14 protein-coding genes are annotated in these 15313 nt (G+C 42.9%); 10 read left to right on the top strand and 4 right to left on the bottom strand.

Annotated features, from left to right (window positions below; translation table 11 throughout):
- Positions 1 to 64 precede the first annotated feature (64 nt).
- Positions 65 to 4438: a translocation/assembly module TamB domain-containing protein gene (locus tag GQF63_RS04480; protein WP_246163304.1), complete on the top strand. Its 4374-nt coding sequence runs from the start codon at positions 65 to 67 to the stop codon at positions 4436 to 4438.
- Here GQF63_RS04480 and GQF63_RS04475 read toward each other — a convergent pair.
- Positions 4435 to 4731 (bottom strand): hypothetical protein, encoded by a 297-nt coding sequence (locus GQF63_RS04475; protein ID WP_160367917.1) that lies wholly within the window; start codon positions 4729 to 4731, stop codon positions 4435 to 4437. The two genes, GQF63_RS04480 and GQF63_RS04475, sit on opposite strands and share 4 nt — an antisense overlap.
- Before the next feature lie 159 nt (positions 4732 to 4890).
- On the opposite strand from GQF63_RS04475, the gene GQF63_RS04470 reads away from it, so the two are divergent.
- The 9 genes from GQF63_RS04470 to GQF63_RS04430 all read left to right on the top strand — a co-directional run bounded on the left by GQF63_RS04470 (position 4891) and on the right by GQF63_RS04430 (position 11628).
- Positions 4891 to 5226, top strand: coding sequence for a type II toxin-antitoxin system RelE/ParE family toxin (locus GQF63_RS04470; protein WP_160367916.1), 336 nt, complete (start codon positions 4891 to 4893; stop codon positions 5224 to 5226).
- Between the two features lie 14 nt (positions 5227 to 5240).
- Complete coding sequence (locus tag GQF63_RS04465) at positions 5241 to 5543, top strand: helix-turn-helix domain-containing protein (RefSeq protein WP_212592467.1); 303 nt, start codon at positions 5241 to 5243, stop codon at positions 5541 to 5543.
- 150 nt (positions 5544 to 5693) lie between these two features.
- Positions 5694 to 6542, top strand: coding sequence for a transketolase (locus GQF63_RS04460; protein ID WP_160367915.1), 849 nt, complete (start codon positions 5694 to 5696; stop codon positions 6540 to 6542).
- Between the two features lie 60 nt (positions 6543 to 6602).
- A complete protein-coding gene (locus GQF63_RS04455; RefSeq protein ID WP_160367914.1) occupies positions 6603 to 7556 on the top strand; it encodes a transketolase family protein in 954 nt (317 codons plus the stop codon).
- Between the two features lie 6 nt (positions 7557 to 7562).
- Entirely contained in the window at positions 7563 to 8108 is a 546-nt protein-coding gene (locus GQF63_RS04450) for an RNA polymerase sigma factor (protein ID WP_160367913.1), read from the top strand.
- A gap of 34 nt (positions 8109 to 8142) precedes the next feature.
- Positions 8143 to 9081, top strand: a complete 939-nt coding sequence (locus GQF63_RS04445; protein WP_160367912.1) for a hypothetical protein — start codon at positions 8143 to 8145, stop codon at positions 9079 to 9081.
- A gap of 185 nt (positions 9082 to 9266) precedes the next feature.
- Complete coding sequence (locus GQF63_RS19755) at positions 9267 to 9518, top strand: hypothetical protein (RefSeq protein ID WP_246163301.1); 252 nt, start codon at positions 9267 to 9269, stop codon at positions 9516 to 9518.
- A 118-nt stretch (positions 9519 to 9636) separates the two neighbouring features.
- The gene (locus GQF63_RS04435) at positions 9637 to 10824 is read left to right on the top strand and encodes an aspartate aminotransferase family protein (protein WP_160367910.1); all 1188 of its coding nucleotides are present in this window, start codon (positions 9637 to 9639) and stop codon (positions 10822 to 10824) included.
- Between the two features lie 45 nt (positions 10825 to 10869).
- The gene (locus tag GQF63_RS04430; RefSeq protein ID WP_160367909.1) at positions 10870 to 11628 is read left to right on the top strand and encodes an SGNH/GDSL hydrolase family protein; all 759 of its coding nucleotides are present in this window, start codon (positions 10870 to 10872) and stop codon (positions 11626 to 11628) included.
- A gap of 60 nt (positions 11629 to 11688) precedes the next feature.
- Here GQF63_RS04430 and GQF63_RS04425 read toward each other — a convergent pair whose 3' ends face one another.
- The 3 genes from GQF63_RS04425 to GQF63_RS04415 form a co-directional block, all read right to left on the bottom strand.
- The gene (locus GQF63_RS04425; RefSeq protein ID WP_160367908.1) at positions 11689 to 12873 is read right to left on the bottom strand and encodes a class I SAM-dependent rRNA methyltransferase; all 1185 of its coding nucleotides are present in this window, start codon (positions 12871 to 12873) and stop codon (positions 11689 to 11691) included.
- 114 nt (positions 12874 to 12987) lie between these two features.
- On the bottom strand, positions 12988 to 14295 hold the full coding sequence (gene thrC, locus GQF63_RS04420; RefSeq protein WP_160367907.1) for a threonine synthase: 1308 nt from the start codon (positions 14293 to 14295) through the stop codon (positions 12988 to 12990).
- A 7-nt stretch (positions 14296 to 14302) separates the two neighbouring features.
- Positions 14303 to 15301, bottom strand: coding sequence for a homoserine kinase (locus tag GQF63_RS04415; protein ID WP_160367906.1), 999 nt, complete (start codon positions 15299 to 15301; stop codon positions 14303 to 14305).
- Positions 15302 to 15313: the final 12 nt, after the last annotated feature.

Here is a 15313-nt window from a genome sequence, read left to right as displayed (position 1 = left end):
GTAGAGGGATGTATTAATAAAGCACAAAAGTATCAAAAAAATACTTAAAATAACGTTGTATAGCTTGCTTGGCTTCATAGCCATGCTATGCCTGCTGGTATTTGCCCTACAGTTTGCTACGGTACAAACCTTTGTCACAAAAAAAGTGGCCAATTATCTTTCCAAAGAGCTTAAAGCCAGCGTTTCGATTGAGCATGTCTATTTCCGTCCCTTTTCTGATTTACGCTTGGAAGGTTTTTCCTTAGCCGACCCGAAAGGCCAAACGATTGTTTCTGCGGAAGCGGTACAAGCAAACCTAATGCTGCGTCATATTTTGGAGAACAAAATTGTGCTGGAAGAAATCACCTTACAAAAAGCTTATGTTGATTTTCAGGTGTATAAAGACAGTAGCAACTTCAAGTTTTTAATCGACTACTTCAACCCGAAGAAAAAAGAGGAGGGCAAAAAAAAGAAACCTATGCAATTGAAATTGCATAACCTCAACTTGGTAGACAATCACATAAAAATAAAAAATCACACACAGCGCCATCATCAGCGTGGTGTTGATTTCTCGGATATAGAATTGCAAGATCTGCAGCTCCAATTGGCGCATATCGAACAAGATTCCTCATCCTTTAAAACACAGATCAAGAAACTTTCCCTTCGGGAGAAATCAGGCTTTGAGATTAAGAAATTAGTGGCACAGGCAGCAATCAGCAATACTTTTATGGAGTTTGATGATTTAGATCTGCAAACAAATCGCTCGCAAGTGGGACGCTACTTAAAGTTTTCCTACGCTGATTTTGGAGCCTTTGGCGACTTCATCAAGAAGGTGCATATTGCAGCGACCATGGATGATGTGTATGTAGATTCGCGGGATATTGAATATTTTGCTCCGGATCTGAAGTTCGTGCAGTTTAAAGCAAGCGTTCCGCAGGCCACTGTTGATGGCACCGTAGCCTTCTTAAAAGCGAAAAACGCATACATTAAAACCGGAAAGGAAACCTTATTACGGGGCGACTTTTCGATTAAAGGACTTCCGGACATCAATAAAACGATATTCGATTTTCAAGCGGAAGAACTGCAGACTTCGGCCAAAGACCTAGAGCTCCTGATTCCGCAACTGGCCAACCGTAGCAGCTTTCAGCTGCCGGAACAATTGCATCGCTTCGGACAATTGAGCTTTAACGGAACCTTTGAAGGTCTTTATAACTTGTTTAGTGTTAAGGGTGATTTTAAAACCGCATTAGGAAATTTAAAGACCGATGGAAAAGTAAACCTGCAAGGTGAGATTCAATACGAAGGACAGATGGCTTCGCCAGAATTCAATATCGGTGAATTGCTGCAGAGTAAGAGCATCAAGAAAACCGGCTTCGACATGCACTTCGACGGGCAAGGGCTAGCCTTTAGCCAGATGAATCTGCAATTGGACGGCTATTTAAGGCATTTTGAATTTGGCGATTACCGCTACGACAGCCTGCAAGTGAATGCCCTGCTTGACAAAAAGCGAATTGAGCTAATGGGTTTTATTCAGGACCGCAACCTGCAATTGAATTACCAGTCGAATATAGACCTACAGCATGAGGAAACCATTTATGTGGTGGATTCTGAAATCGAATACCTCAACCTCAAGCGGATGGGCTTGGTGGAAAAGGACAGTATCGTAATTTTCAACTCGCATATTTTAACGAATCTGAGTGGAAATAACCTCAACAACCTGAACGGTGATCTCCTGGCACAAGAGATTAACATGCGTACGAGCAAAGGCGATTTTACGGTGAATGATCTATTTTTCTCGGCAGAGGGAAATCAAACCGACAGGCTACTCACCTTGCGTTCTAATGTTATGGACGCTGAAATGAAAGGGGTTATCGATTTGAATACCCTTATCCCCTATTTTAAAGCCTTGGCTATGCGCTATGCGCCGGCGATTGGCTTGAGTACAGAACCCTATAATCCGCAGATATTCGACATAAAGGTGAATGTAAAATCTTTCGAACCGGTTTCTGCCTTCCTAGACCCGACCTTAACACTGGAGGATGGTGCCAGCCTAGAAGCCCATTTCTCTTCGGAAGAATATACGGCGCAGTTCAAGGCTTTTAGCCCCCTATTAAAATATCAGGGCTTTAACCTGGAAAACTTGACCATTACTGAAAATGCCGATCAAAAGGCCTTCTCTTTAGACCTCACCGCCGACAAGCTCTTTTTAAGCGACAGCATTTTTGTGCGTGATATTGAAATCAACAATATGCTTTCCAACGACAGCTTGCTGTTCAGCATTCGAGGAGCCAATGAAGCGGACTTAAATTATTTGCGCCTAAATGGCGACATCCATTTTGCCCATAATAAGCCTGCCTATATCCATTTCAATAAATCGGCCATTATTATCAACCAAGAAGCCTGGTCGTTAAATACCGATGCAGAGATGCGGGTATCTAAAGGGAAGTTTTACTTGAACAATTTAATTGCCAGCCAAGGCCAGCAGAAGGTCGTTTTCAATGGTGTGCTTTCTAATGAGGATGATCAATTAAATGTGAACTTCAGCCGATTCAACCTGCATTCCTTGGCGGCGATCCTGCGGCCCATCGGCATTCGGCTAGACGGTGAGTTAAATGGTGATATTGAGGTGCACTCGGTTTTCAAAAAGCCATACCTTTCGGCGAATGTGCAAACTACCCCTTTGGTGTATAACCAGATTCCCATTGGGCAATTAAAATTATTGGCAGATTTCGACCCGGCGAGCAAGCAGGCGAACCTGGATATTCAGTTATTGGATGAGCTCAATAAAGGATTAACCTTGAAGGGAACCTATCAGATTGGACAGACGGATCAGGAGTTAAATTTATCGGGCAAGCTGAATGAACTGGAGCTTATTTTGTTTCAGCCCTTCGTGCGCAATTTAACCTCACAATTGCAGGGTAAAATGAATGCAGACATTCAAATTGGGGGAACTCTAAGACATCCCTTATTCAATGGTATAGCCCGCATACAACAGGCTTCCTTTGTGGTGAACTACCTGAAAACACCGTATGTGCTGAACAACCAGTCTGTGCTATTGGACAAGAACAATATTATGCTGAGCAACCTGACTTTTCAGGATAAGCAAGGGCATCAAGCCGTAGGCAATGGCATTGTAAACCTCAATAAGCTGAGCAATCCTTATATCGATGTGGATGTATTGACCAACAACACCATGATCTTAAACACCACGTATAAGGATAATAACCTGTATTTCGGGACAGCCTATGCGACAGGCTCCTTTGCCTTTAAAGGACTTACCTCGGCGATAGACATTAACATCAAGGCTCGTTCGGAAGATAATACCTCCATCACCATTCCTTTTAACTCGGCAATGACGGTTACCGATAGTGACTTTATCTACTTCGTTAGTCCTGATTCCAGCAAAAACAAACAACAGGAATCTAAGTACTTCCTGAAAGGGATGACCATGAATATGGACCTGGAGCTTACTCCCGATGCTGAAGTAAACTTGCAAACCGACCTGGGATCCTTAAAAGGAAATGGCGCCGGGGAGATAACGTTAAAAGTATCGAGCTTAGGTGATTTTGAGATGTTTGGCGATTATGTGGTAAACTCTGGTAAATTCCACTTTACAGCGCAAGACTTTTTCAACAAGTTTTTTGATATCAAACAGGGTGGTACCATCCGCTGGACCGGATCACCTTCAGGAGCAACCGTAAATATGACGGCTATTTATCAACAGCGTACCTCCATTCGTCCTTTATATGATGCTGCCGGTCGGGCCGGTCAGGATGAGCGCGTGATGGCTCAGGCGGATATGAATATTAAGGGTACTTTGAGCCAGCCGGATGTTTCTTTCGACTTAAACTTCCCGCAAACCCCTTATGTGAAGGATGAGCTGCAAGCTTACCTCAGTGATGCCAATAACGTGAACCAGCAAGCTTTGAGTTTAATTGTTCGCCGCAGCTTTACCGCAAGCTCGAACAATGAAATAGGTCGCGAGGTTAACAATACCCTCTTATCTGCAGGGACGGAAATTGCCTTCAATCAGTTGAATAATATTCTAGCACAATCCTTAAATATAGATTTCCTGGATTTCAACATCCGTTCATTGAATGATGCTTCTGCTTCTGTGCGTTTCTTTAACGATCGTTTGGTATTGACCGGAGGTATTGTGGATCGACGGAATATTGTGTCTACAGATTTGACCTTCTTCTCGAATAAGATTGCCACGGATGCGGAAATGACCTTCAAGCTAAGAAGGGATGGTAATTTAATGTTTAGGGCTTATAACCGTCTCAACACCCGGAATATTCTGTTTACACCTACTGATGATTACATCAATGCGGTGGGTTTGGTATATCGTCAGGAATTCAACACCCTGGGTGAGTTCTGGCGGAAATTATGGAACTGGAATGGAAAAAGAATAGACCTTCCGGTAAAACCTATCGTTGAGCCCGATAGCAGTAAGCACTAATGAGCTTTCGGTAAAAACAATACAACAAGGGTTTCCCATTCGTCTTCCAAACTTCCCTTAAATTCAGGTTGCTTTGCCCGATTGTACCAATAGCGTGCATTCCATAAATCTTCTTCGACCCGATGTAAATAGGCATGCACATGGGCGGATGCCAAATCGTCTAGCTGATCGACTAAATCATGAGCTTGCTTCCATTGGTCTTTCCCGTCATACCATAATGCCTGCAATTGTACAGACCAAGATGGCGATGGATGGTTTTGTGTTAAGCTGCTTTTAAAATCTTGTAAGGTCATTGTTAAAAATAAGTTTTCCTGATAGGTTATGCAAAAATACTGAGTTTTTCCTATTGCTTCTTTATGCTGTGACGCTTGATTTCCGTAGCTTTCCATTGTGTAATTTTGAAATCATTAGTTTCCCAATAAGGAAATTCTTACCTTTAAATATTATTTGCAATGAATCCGAAATTTAACGTCGAATTTTTAGATGAAGCCATAGAGTTTTTAGAACAACTGGATAAAAAAACCAGAGAGAAAATCTTCTACAATATTATAAAATCACAATGCTCAAATGACCCAGAACTCTTTAAAAAATTAAATGACAATATTTGGGAATTTCGGACAGTTTACAACAAAAAGGATTATAGACTTTTTTCTTTTTGGAGCAATACAGATATTGGAATAACATGTGTAATTGCAACCCACGGTATTTTGAAAAAGACGCAAAAAACACCTTCCAAAGAAATTAAAAAAGCAGAAAAATTAAGGAAAAAGTATTTTAAAAATTGTTAAAACAATTCAACAAGATGGCAGAAAAAATCAAAACCGTATCGCTTGAAACCATGCTGGACAAACATATTGGAAAACGAGGCACAAAAAATCGTGAGAGGTTTGAAAACGAGCTACGAATTGACTTATTAGGGCAAGCTATAAAACAAGCAAGAGAAGAACGAAAGCTAACGCAGGAACAGTTAGGAGAGCTTGTTGGGGTAAAGAAATCTCAAATTTCAAAAATCGAGAATAGTTTAAAAAATGCAAGGCTTGATACCATCTTAAAAGTATTTGAAGCTTTGGGCGCAAAGGTAAATTTCACTGTAGAACTAACCTAATTTAGTGTTGCATTTTGTTGAATTCCCAAATTCGCAATAAGAAGGGCTAGGATCCGGCTATTAATCCGCAAATAATTGCATCTTTTAGGCCTTAGTACATTAAAAATCATTAACTTTATCGGCAAAATAATCGAAACATTATACTTTAAGATGAGTGCAGACATAAACAAACTTGAACACGTTGCTTCGCAAGTAAGAAGAGACATTGTTCGTATGGTGCATGCTTGTCAATCGGGACACCCAGGGGGCTCTTTGGGTTGTACAGATTACTTTGTAGCATTGTACTTCCACGCGATGAAACACGATCCTTCATTCAATATGAATGGGGAGGGTGAAGATTTATTCTTCTTATCAAATGGACACATTTCTCCTGTATTTTACAGCACCTTGGCAAGAGCTGGTTATTTTCCAGTAAGCGAATTAGCGACCTTCCGTAAAATTGACTCCCGCCTACAAGGGCACCCTACGACCCATGAAGGCCTTCCAGGCATTCGTGTAGCTTCTGGATCTTTAGGCCAGGGCTTATCGGTAGCGATTGGTGCGGCCCAAGCAAAAAAATTAAACAAGGATAACAACCTGGTTTATGTGCTTATGGGTGACGGAGAATTGCAAGAAGGACAGGTATGGGAAGCTGCTATGTATGCCCCTCATAACAAAATGGACAACATTATCGCTGCAGTGGATTATAACAATGCGCAGATTGATGGTTCAACCGAGGATGTGCTTTCTTTAGGCAATTTACGTGCTAAATGGGAAGCGTTTGGTTGGGACGTGTTGGAAGTAGCTAAAGGAAACGATATGGCTTCTGTAGTTGCTGGTTTAGATGAAGCTAAATCGCGTACGGGCAAAGGAAAACCTGTTATGATTCTATTGCATACCGAAATGGGTAATGGTGTAGACTTCATGATGGGATCGCATAAATGGCATGGTGTTGCTCCAAACGATGAGCAATTGGAAAGTGCCTTGAACCAAATTCCAAGAACAATAGGCGATTATTAAGAATTAAAGACCTTGGCTGAGGAACCGGGAGCAATCCCCAACCTGCTTAGACTTCACAACATGAAAAAATATACATTTACAGAATCAAAAGATACGCGCTCAGGATTTGGTGCCGGCTTATTAGAAGCAGGGAAACAAAACGAGAATGTTGTTGCGCTATGTGCTGACTTGATCGGTTCATTAAAAATGAACGACTTTATAAAAGCTTACCCAGAGCGTTTCTTCCAAATTGGAATCGCAGAAGCGAATATGATGGGTATTGCTGCAGGATTAACTATCGGTGGTAAGATTCCGTTTACCGGAACGTTTGCGAACTTCTCTACCGGCCGTGTATATGACCAGATCCGCCAATCGATTGCCTACTCGGGCAAGAATGTAAAGATCTGTGCTTCACACGCTGGCTTAACCTTAGGAGAAGATGGTGCTACCCACCAAATTCTTGAAGATATCGGTTTGATGAAAATGCTTCCGGGCATGACGGTAATCAATCCATGTGACTTCAACCAAACAAAAGCTGCTACTATTGCGTTAGTAGACCATGAAGGACCGGCTTACTTACGCTTTGGCCGTCCTGTTGTTCCTAACTTTACGCCTGCAGATCAGAAATTCGAGATCGGCAAGGCTGTAATGTTAAACGAAGGTACAGATGTTACGATTATTGCTACAGGCCACTTGGTATGGGAAGCCATTCAAGCGGGTGAGGAATTGGAAAAAGCGGGCATTAGCGCGGAAGTAATCAATATCCACACCATTAAGCCGTTGGATGAGGAAGCTATCCTTGCCTCTGCAGCAAAAACAAAATGCGTTGTTACCGCGGAAGAACACAACCGTTTAGGAGGTTTGGGCGACAGCGTAGCACAAGTATTAGCAAAATCTTTACCTACTCCACAAGAGTTTGTAGCGGTAGATGATAGCTTCGGCGAGTCAGGTACCCCAGCTCAATTGATGGAAAAATATGGTTTAACGGCTGCCGATATTGTGAAGGCGGCGAAAAAAGTAATTAGCAGAAAATAATCCAATATGGAAGACTCCCTGATCATTGCAAAATTTGCCGATGAGAAAACGCGTGAAGAAGCCTTCCGCGAGCTCTTGAAGAAATACCAGCAAAAGATCTATTGGCACGTCAGAAGAATGGTTATTGACCATGACGATGCCGATGATGTGGTGCAGGATATTTTTATCAAGGTATGGCGCAATCTCGAGAAATTCAGGGAAGATTCGCAATTGTATACTTGGCTGTATCGTATTGCAACCAATGAATGCATTACTTTCTTAAACAAGAAAAAACAAAAGCAGAGTGTTTCATTGGATGATGAAAGCTCTGCTTACTTAGCAGATAGCTTGGCCGATGGCTCTTACTTCAATGGCGACAAGGCGCAATTGAAACTACAACAAGCCTTATTGATCTTACCAGATAAACAACGCTTGGTTTTCAACATGAAGTATTTTGAAGACATGAAGTATGAGGAAATATCGGAAGTGCTAGGCACCAGTGTCGGCGCCTTAAAAGCCTCCTATCATTTGGCTGTTAAGAAGATAGAGAACTTTTTTGCCACTCATGATTAAACCTTTGGGGTAAATTAATATCTATTAGTGTACTATGAAAGAAAACAACACATATTACGACAACATGGAAAGCAACAACTTGCCTGATTCGTTGCGTGTTAACCCTTTCATTGTACCCGACAATTATTTCAATGAACAAACCAATAGGCTGTTGTTCTTCGCAAAATTGGACCGTACAAGCAAGGATCAACGTGCTGGTTTCACTGTTCCCGAAGGATACTTCGAGCAGTTGAGCGAACAAACGCTGGCGCAAGCCAATATAGACCAGCTGCATGCAGAATCTGGGTTAGCAGTTCCAGCCGATTACTTTACGGATTTATCCGATCGGATCCTCGCACAGGTACAAATAGACCAATTGCAGGAAGAACAATTCACCGTACCTCAAGGTTACTTTGAGGACCTTAGTCAGAACATTATGGCCAAGGTGGAAGAAGAGAAATTACGTGACTTGGTACAAGAACCAGGGTTCAGCGTACCGGAAGGTTACTTCGAAACTGCAACAGATGATATTTTTGCATCTATTGCGGTGGCTGATTTGAAAGAACACGTGCAAACCGATGGTTTCGCTGTTCCGACGGGCTATTTCGAAGGATTATCGACTTCTATCTTAGATCAGGTTCACGACAAGAAGGTGATCTCGATGCCAAGCGCTCAACCGCAAGCCACGGAAGGCAAAAAGGTAAATCGCATAGCTTGGATTGGTGCAGCGGCCGCTGCTTGTGTAGCTGCTTTTGTGGGGGTTTCTACCTTCACCAATAATCCAGAACAAGGGCTAAGTGCGCAGGCTACAGCACACGCGGTGTCATTGGATGATATTCCGGAAGAGGAAATCCTAAATTACCTATCCAGTTATTCAGATGGTTCTGATTTGGGATATTATGCGGAGTACATCTATGAACCTGTTGATTCGGATGGCATTGGTAGCCAAATCGATGACAAGGAATTAGAAGAATACTTAAATTATACATTGTAATGGTTCGTTTGAAACATATTTTTACGACAATTCTTTTGGCCTGTATATTTTGTTTTTCAGCAAATGCGCAGTCACGTCAAGATAGATTTGAGGCAATTGAGAACCAAAAAGCTGCTTTTATTACCAAACAATTACGCTTGACCCCTGCTGAAGCCCAGCAGTTCTTTCCTTTATACAATCAGTATATGAAAGAAATAAGGGATTTAAAATCCCAAAAAAGCCGAGGGGCAGGTCAGGTACGCGGCAATTCAAATTCTTTCAGGCCAGGGAATGATGCGATTTCTTTCGATGCGAAAGAAGTAGAGATCAAAAGAAACTACCGCTCGAAGTTTAGCGATGTGGTGGGTGCCTCCCGTGCGTCTCAGTTCTTTTCTGTAGAACAAGAATTTATTGAATTACTGTACAAAGAGTATAAAGATCGAAAACACAAAAACTAAATATAAGAAGCTCTTCACCTGAGCTTCTTTTTTGTTTTGAAGCCTATTTTTATACATTTTATTTAGCTTGTTGATCATCTTCCTAGTACAGGAAGATTTTCCAGCATATCCCCCTATCATGATTAGTAACAGAGAATTATTTTTAAAGAATACAGCACAGACTTCGGAGTCGCCACGCTTAATTGAAGTGGAACGTGCCGAAGGAATTTATTTATATGGCCCGAATGGCAAGTCTTATATGGATTTGGTGTCCGGATTCAATGTCAGCAATATCGGTCACCGACATCCACGTGTGCTGGCAGCCATACAAGATCAGTTGGACAAATTTATGCATGTCACCGTCTATGGCGAATTTGTGCAAGCCCCGCAGGTTCAGCTGGCCACAGAACTGCTTGCCGTATTGCCAGATAGTTTTGGTTCGGTTTATTTCACCAATTCAGGCGCCGAAGCTGTGGAAGGGTCGATGAAGATTGCGAAGAAATTTACAGGCCGCCGGCAGCTTATTGCGGCGAAAAAGGCCTACCATGGCAGCACCCAAGGGGCATTGAGCCTCATTGGCGATGAAGCCTATCGTGAAGCGTATGCGCCATTGCTCCCTGAGATTAAGTTCATTGATTATAATGAAATGGCCGATCTCAATCAGATTAACACCGAAACCGCCGCTGTAATCGTAGAGGCCATTCAAGGAGAAGCTGGAGTTCGTGTTCCGGAGAAAGCTTATATGCAGGCCTTACGGAAGCGTTGCGATGAAACTGGGACACTATTAATTTTCGATGAAATACAAACTGGCTTCGGCCGTACCGGAAAGCTCTTTGCCTTTGAACATTATGATATAGTTCCTGATATTTTAATGCTTGCCAAAGGAATTGGTGGCGGTATGCCATTAGGTGCTTTTGTGGCGCGTAAAGAAGTGATGGATGTGATAAAAGCAAATCCTATGCTTGGCCATATCACTACCTTTGGTGGTCACCCGGTAAGTTGTGCTGCGGCACGTGCTTCCCTCGCCGTTATTCAGGAAGAGCAGCTCGTCGAACAGGTAGCAGCTAAAGCCGCCTTGTTCCGTGCAGAACTGGACATATCGCAGATTCAAGAAATCCGTGGATTAGGCTTAATGATGTGCTTGCAATTGGAAAACTTCGACCAGGTATATGCCGTAAGTAATTACTGTGCTGAACAAGGACTTATCATCGACTGGTACCTGCATTGCGAAACGGCCTTACGTATTGCCCCTCCCCTTACCATTAGTGAGGAAGAAATCAAAACGGCCTGTAAAATAATCCGGGAGGCCATTGTCAAATTTTGCTAGTTTCCTTATCTTGTATAGGTAAAATCAACCTAGAAGAAGTAAACCATGAATGCAAGACGAGATTTTTTAAAGAAAAGTATATTGACAATAGGCGGAACAGCAATAGGAACTAGCTTATTGCATGCGGAGGATTTTAGTGACGGTGCGGCTCGCGGTGGAATAAACATCCAACCGAATGATGTTATTTTGTTTCAGGGCGACTCGATAACAGATGCTGGCCGAAATAAGGAAAACCTGCAAGCCAACGATATGAAAGCCTTCGGATCGGGTTATGCCATGATTGCTGGCGGTGTGCTGCTCAACAGATGTGCAGCAAAAAATGTGAAAGTCTATAACCGCGGAATCTCAGGTAACCGCGTTCCAGACCTACTGAACCGTTGGCAAAAGGATTGCTTGGATCTGAAACCAAATATCCTATCCATATTAATTGGGGTGAATGATTTCTGGCGGACGAAGGATCGCGGTGCGAATAACTCGCCAGAGCAATACAAAGCCCAGTACAAGGAACTATTAGAAAAAACATTAACGGCCTTGCCACAGGTTAAACTGATTATTGGTGAACCATTCGGGGTTAAAAATGTAAAACATATTACCGATGACTGGTTTCCAGAATTCCCGAAATATCAGGCTGCAGCTAGGGAATTAGCCAAAGAATTTAAAACCGCATTTATCCCCTATCAGCAGGTATTTGACCGGGCATTACAAGCCAATACAGGCGACTATTGGACGACCGATGGCGTGCATACTACTTGGGCAGGGGCGAACCTGATGGCTGAGCAATGGCTAAATCAGGTGAAGATCTAAAAGAATAACATAAAACAAGTGCGGGGTTTCAATTGAAACCCCGCACTTGTTTTATGTTATTTACAAGACCCGTACTAACAGGCCTTTGAGGTACTCTCCTTCTGGAAAGGAAGCCCGTACCGGATGGTCTTCAGGTTGGCCGTATTGATAGATAAATTGAATCTCCTTGCCCGCATCTAATGCCGCCCAAGCAATCACCTGTTTATATGTATCGATATCCATGGCACCCGAGCAGGAGAAGGTAGCTAACAATCCTCCTGATTTCAATAATAGTAATCCTCTCCGGTTTAAATCCTTATATGCCCGCGAGGCTTTCTCTAAAGTAGAGCGCGAAGGCGCATACTTTGGTGGATCGAGCACAATCAGATCGAATACTTCGCCCTGTTCGCCCAATTCACGTAAATATTTATTCACATCAGATTGTACAGCATGATGCTTCTCGGCATCAAATCCGTTGGCTGCAACATTACTTTTCAGCGTTTCGATGGCCAAGGCAGAGCTATCGACCGAAGTCACGGAAGCAGCCCCCGCACGGAAGGCATTCAAGGTAAATCCACCGGAATAGCAGAAGCAATCTAAAACCCGCTTTCCTTTTACATATTTGGCAGTGATGTGCCTGTTATCGCGTTGATCGCAATAGAATCCCGACTTCTGTCCTTCCACAATATTCACCTGATAATGGATACCATTTTCAATAATATCGACAAAGGAAGGTGGCATTTCACCGGAAAGCAAACCATTGGTATCGGCTAGTCCTTCGTGTTCCCGTGATTTCAAGTCACTACGCTCGTAGATTCCTTTGGGTTGAAGTAGCTTATTCAGCTCATCAACAAGAATAGGTTTTATCTTTTCGATACCTGCGGCATGCACTTGAATAGAAATGAAATCGGCGTATTTATCGGCAATTAGACCGGGTAAAAAATCAGCTTCCGCGAATACCAAACGAAGGGTATTGTTTTCATCGTGAAGCAAGTGCCTGCGATGATTTACGGCCTTTTGTAGTCGCTCGCGCCACCACTGCTCATTGATCTCCTTTCGGGGATCCCATTCCAAGAGTCGCACGGCAACACGCGAATTCGCATTGTACATTCCGTAAGCAATAAACTCTTGATCTTGATTATAAACAGAGACGATATCTCCATTTGGGGTTGGGGCAGAAATTGACGCTATTGCGCCTGAAAACAACCATGGGTGTAGTTGCCAGGCCGCCTTATCCTTACCTTTGTTGAGGATTATTTTATTCATCGCTGCAAAAATAAATAGAATTGAAAAAAAAATATTTATCTACAGCGGTTTTTTTTTCTAAAAAAATTACAGAAGAGGCATCCTTTCGAATGCCTCTCCTTATAAAAAAATGGATTAATTGTTCACCAATAAATAGGTTTTAAACGTATGATAATCAACCGGCAACTCCGTTGTCTGCTTGGAACGGCCAGCTAATTCTTCAGCGCCTTCAGGCAGCTGCACATGGCTGTATACTTCTGGTTGGATAGCCTCCGGAAACTTACAAGGATGCGCTGTTGACAAAAACACCGAGGCATAGGTACCAGGATGATCGGCACGGTACGCCTGCGAAGCTAAATAGGCAATTGCCGTATGCGGACAGGCTACATATTTATATTTTTCGTATAATTCGGCCATGCCTGCTAAGGTCTCTTCATCCGTATATGTATAGGAACTTAGCATCCCTTTAAGTTGGGAAGTATCTTGTTGGAATAAGTCTTGAATTCTCACCCAGTTGCTTGGGTTTCCGACGTCCATTGCATTCGCTAAAGTCTGGATGGAAGCTTTGGGTTCATAGTTTCCAGTTTGCAAAAAGCGGGGAACTGTATCATTGACATTGGTAGCTGCCACGAAATGTGATACGGGTAAGCCCATTTTATAAGCTAATAAACCAGCACCAATATTACCAAAGTTGCCACTTGGCACCGTAAATACCACTTCTTTCATTCCTTGAGATTTCAACTGGGCATAGGTCCAGAAATAATAAAAGGTTTGGGGAATCAAGCGGGCGATATTAATGGAATTAGCAGAGGTTAAGCGTAGAGCAGCATTTAGATCTTCATCATTAAAAGCTTGTTTTACCAAAGCCTGGCAATCATCAAAAGTCCCTTCTACTTCTAAAGCACGAATATTCTGACCGTTGGTTGTTAACTGCTCTTCTTGGACTTTGGATACTTTGCCCTTCGGGTAAAGAATGGTAACACGCGTACCTTCAACCCCTAAGAAACCTAGAGCCACGGCACCTCCGGTATCTCCGGAAGTAGCTACTAATACATCCAAAAGCTGATCGCCTTGTTTGGAGAAATAGCCCATAATGCGACTCATAAAACGAGCACCGAAGTCTTTAAATGCATAGGAAGGACCATGAAATAATTCCAAGACGCCAGTTTCAGCATTTAGAAATTTAACGGGAGCTTCAAAGTTGATGGCATCTTCTACGATAGCCTTCAAATCGTTCTCAGGAATATCATCGCCAATAAAAGCTTTGGCAATGGTAAAAGCAATCTCTTGAAAAGAGTACTGCTGGATATTTTGGATAAAATAAGGATCAAGTTGTGGAATTACTTCCGGCATATATAATCCCTTATCTTTCGGCAGGGAATTGAATACGGCTTCCTGAAAGGAAACACGCAAGGCTTTATTATTGGTACTGTAAAATTTCATCTATGATTTATTTGAGGTTGATTACTTTAGGACCTGCTACATTAACCGAGGATACAAATTGTAAGCTCTCGATGCCATGGGCTGTTAAATGGGCTTGAATTTTATCTACAGCTTCTTGCGCGGCCTTTTTTCCTTTACTGATGGCCACCACGGATGGCCCTGAGCCTGATATTCCGAATGCCAATACTCCACAAGAAAGGGCAATATCTTTCATGGTATAAAACTCAGGAATTAAGATAGCACGGGTTGGCTCGATCAATACATCCTGCATGCTACGGCTGATGAGCTCGTAGTCATTGCGATATAATCCGGCTACCAATCCTGCAATATTTCCCCATTGCGTCACGGCATCCCGCAACAGTACCTTCTCCTTGATCAATTGGCGGGCATCCCTTGTCGGGACATCTACTTGTGGAAATACAATCCCTGCAACCAAGTCATCAGGCACCGGAAGCTCAATCATATCGAGGGGTTCATAGCCACGGATAAGGGTAATTCCGCCCATTAAGGCAGGGGCCACATTATCGGCATGCCCATGCCCGCAGGCCAGGCGCTCCCCTTCTACACAGAAAGGCATTAACTCGGCTTTGGATAAGGGGTTTCCTAAAAGGGCATTGGCAGCAAATAAGCCAGCCACGGTGCTTGCCGAGCTAGAGCCTAAACCACTACCTATTGGCATATGCTTGGTCAACTCTATTTCTACGCCAATTTGATCAGCTATCTGCAAGTGCTCCAACAGCATTTTGACACAGGCACTCACGGTATTTTTATCCGGATCTAAGGGCAAGCGGCCTTCATCACCATGGATAGCGATAATACGTACGCCTGGCACTTCTACTTTACGCATGCATACTTCATCGCCCGGATAATCTACAGCAAAGCCTAATATATCAAAGCCACAGATCATGTTGGCTACGGTTGCCGGTGCAAAGACACGCACCTCCTGCTTGACCGCAGACCAATCTATTTTATGTTGCTCCCTTTGTAAGGTTTCTTGATTCGACATCTTCTATGTTCC

The organism is Sphingobacterium humi, from assembly GCF_009768885.1.
In the GTDB taxonomy this organism is placed as follows: Bacteria; Bacteroidota; Bacteroidia; order Sphingobacteriales; family Sphingobacteriaceae; genus Sphingobacterium; species Sphingobacterium humi.
The sequence above is the reverse complement of the archived record's forward strand: the minus strand, read 5'-3'. Positions and strand labels throughout refer to the sequence as shown.

Bases quoted from the DNA above. Each gene is read 5' to 3' on its own strand.
- GQF63_RS04415 (WP_160367906.1), bottom strand. From the start codon at position 15,301: ATGTCGAATCAAGAAACCTTACAAAGGGAGCAACATAAAATAGATTGG.
- GQF63_RS04430 (WP_160367909.1), top strand. From the start codon at position 10,870: ATGAATGCAAGACGAGATTTTTTAAAGAAAAGTATATTGACAATAGGC.
- GQF63_RS04425 (WP_160367908.1), bottom strand. From the start codon at position 12,873: ATGAATAAAATAATCCTCAACAAAGGTAAGGATAAGGCGGCCTGGCAA.
- GQF63_RS04445 (WP_160367912.1), top strand. From the start codon at position 8,143: ATGAAAGAAAACAACACATATTACGACAACATGGAAAGCAACAACTTG.
- GQF63_RS04435 (WP_160367910.1), top strand. From the start codon at position 9,637: ATGATTAGTAACAGAGAATTATTTTTAAAGAATACAGCACAGACTTCG.
- thrC (WP_160367907.1), bottom strand. From the start codon at position 14,295: ATGAAATTTTACAGTACCAATAATAAAGCCTTGCGTGTTTCCTTTCAG.
- GQF63_RS04465 (WP_212592467.1), top strand. From the start codon at position 5,241: ATGGCAGAAAAAATCAAAACCGTATCGCTTGAAACCATGCTGGACAAA.
- GQF63_RS19755 (WP_246163301.1), top strand. From the start codon at position 9,267: ATGAAAGAAATAAGGGATTTAAAATCCCAAAAAAGCCGAGGGGCAGGT.
- GQF63_RS04450 (WP_160367913.1), top strand. From the start codon at position 7,563: ATGGAAGACTCCCTGATCATTGCAAAATTTGCCGATGAGAAAACGCGT.
- GQF63_RS04475 (WP_160367917.1), bottom strand. From the start codon at position 4,731: ATGACCTTACAAGATTTTAAAAGCAGCTTAACACAAAACCATCCATCG.
- GQF63_RS04460 (WP_160367915.1), top strand. From the start codon at position 5,694: ATGAGTGCAGACATAAACAAACTTGAACACGTTGCTTCGCAAGTAAGA.
- GQF63_RS04455 (WP_160367914.1), top strand. From the start codon at position 6,603: ATGAAAAAATATACATTTACAGAATCAAAAGATACGCGCTCAGGATTT.
- GQF63_RS04470 (WP_160367916.1), top strand. From the start codon at position 4,891: ATGAATCCGAAATTTAACGTCGAATTTTTAGATGAAGCCATAGAGTTT.